The organism is Pseudomonas sp. HMSC066A08 (assembly GCF_001813025.1).
Classification (GTDB): Bacteria; Pseudomonadota; Gammaproteobacteria; order Pseudomonadales; family Pseudomonadaceae; genus Pseudomonas; species Pseudomonas aeruginosa.
Genome location: NZ_KV811324.1, coordinates 35169 through 36847, shown reverse-complemented (window position 1 = coordinate 36847; position 1679 = coordinate 35169). Strand labels below are relative to the sequence as shown.

The window sequence follows — 1679 nt, the reverse complement described above, 5'->3', positions numbered from 1 at the left end:
CGGAGGTCTCGAACAGCTTGATCGCCAGCGAGCGTACCGAGTCCGGGCTGAACAGGAGGATCGTCAGCGCACCGGAGAGCCCCAGGGAGACGGCGATCGGCACGCCGATGAACATCAGCAGGAAGAGCAGCAGGAAGAGGAACAGGATGGTCATGCCTTGGGCTCCTCGTGCTCGGTCAGCTTCAGCGCGTCGGCGGCCTCGTCGGCCAGTCCCAGTCCGGTCTGGCGGTTGCGCAGGATGCGCACGAGGATCTCGGCGAAACGGATGAACACCAGGGCGAAGCCGACCGGCACGATCAGGCCGATGTGCCATTGGCGGATGCCGAAGTGGTCGAGGTCCTCGGCGCCGATGCCGGCGATGAACAGGGTCTTCACCCAGTCGTAGCTGGCCACGCAGAGCAGGCCGGCGTAGCCGAGGCAGGCCAGGCAGGCGATCACGCCGAGCACTCGCTGTACCGGTCGCGAAGCCAGCTTCACCAGTACGTCCACGCCGAGGTGCCCGGCGGTGCGTACGCCGTAGGCGATGCCGAGGAAGATCAGCCAGGCGAACAGGGCCTTGGTCAGGGCGTTGCTCCAGGTCATCTCCTGGGCCAGGGTGAGGACCCCATCGCCGATGGCGAGCAGCGTCTCGTTGCCGCCCTCCCAGAGATCGGCGAGATCGTAGAGCAGCGTATAGAGGTTATTGAGGACTACATAAACGAAGGTAACCAGCGTCATGGCGGCGAGGAGGAAGGCGATCAGGCCTTCCTCCAGGCGCGCCCAGACGCGCGCGAGCGCGTGCATGGGCTTTCCCTCTTCTTCTTATTGAGCCTGGTTGGCGGCTTCGGCGGCCTTGATCAGGTCGGCGCCGATCTCGCCTTCGAACTTCTTCCACACCGGCTGCATGGCCTTGCGCCATTCGGCCCGCTGTTCGGGAGTGAGTTCGATGATCTCGCTGGTCTTGGCCTCGACGATGCGCTGCTTGTCACCCTGGTTGAGCGCCTCGGCCTGCTTGTTCACCTCCACGGTGACCTCGTCCATGGTCTTGGCCAGCACGCCGCGCACGTCTTCCGGCAGGCCGTTCCAGAACTTGGTATTGGTGATCACCATGTAGTCCAGCACGCCGTGGTCGGACTCGGTGATGTACTTCTGCACTTCGTGCATCTTCTGCGAGTAGATGTTCGACCAGGGGTTCTCGGTACCGTTGACCACGCCGGTCTGCAGGCCCTGATAGACCTCGGCGAAGCTCATCTTGCGCGGGTTGGCGCGCACCGCCTTGAACTGTTCCTCGAGCACCTTGGAGGCCTGCACGCGGAACTTCAGGCCGCGGGCGTCCTTCGGCTCACGCAGGGGCTTGTTGGCGGACAACTGCTTCATCCCGTTGTGCCAGTAGCCGAGGCCGGTGATGCCCTTGTCCTGCATCGAGGTCAGCAGCTCCTTGCCCTGCGGGCTCTGCTGGAAGCGGTCCACCGCCTGGATGTTGTCGAACAGGAACGGCAGGTCGAAGATCTGCAATTTCTTGGTGTACTGCTCGAACTTGGCCAGCGACGGCGCGATGATCTGCACGTCGCCCAGCAGCAGGGCTTCCATTTCCTTGCCGTCGCCGAACAGCGACGAGTTCGGGTAGACCTCCACCTTGACCTTGCCCGGCAGGCGTTCCTCCACCAGTTTCTTGAACAGCAGCGCGCCCTGGCCCTTGG

At 63.7% G+C, this 1679-nt stretch carries 2 protein-coding genes and 1 pseudogene; all 3 read right to left on the bottom strand.

Annotated features, from left to right (window positions below; translation table 11 throughout):
- Window positions 1-154, bottom strand: a pseudogene (locus HMPREF2886_RS34380) (C4-dicarboxylate ABC transporter permease); the annotation flags it as partial.
- Window positions 151-783 (bottom strand): C4-dicarboxylate TRAP transporter small permease protein DctQ, encoded by a 633-nt coding sequence (gene dctQ / locus HMPREF2886_RS21250; RefSeq protein ID WP_003105527.1) that lies wholly within the window; start codon window positions 781-783, stop codon window positions 151-153. The pseudogene HMPREF2886_RS34380 and the gene dctQ, both read right to left, overlap by 4 nt.
- Before the next feature lie 18 nt (window positions 784-801).
- Window positions 802-1679 (bottom strand): C4-dicarboxylate TRAP substrate-binding protein DctP (dctP, locus tag HMPREF2886_RS21245; protein ID WP_070748304.1); only part of this gene is annotated, 878 nt, incomplete at its 5' end.

Bases quoted from the DNA above. Each gene is read 5' to 3' on its own strand.
- dctQ (WP_003105527.1), bottom strand. From the start codon at position 783: ATGCACGCGCTCGCGCGCGTCTGGGCGCGCCTGGAGGAAGGCCTGATC.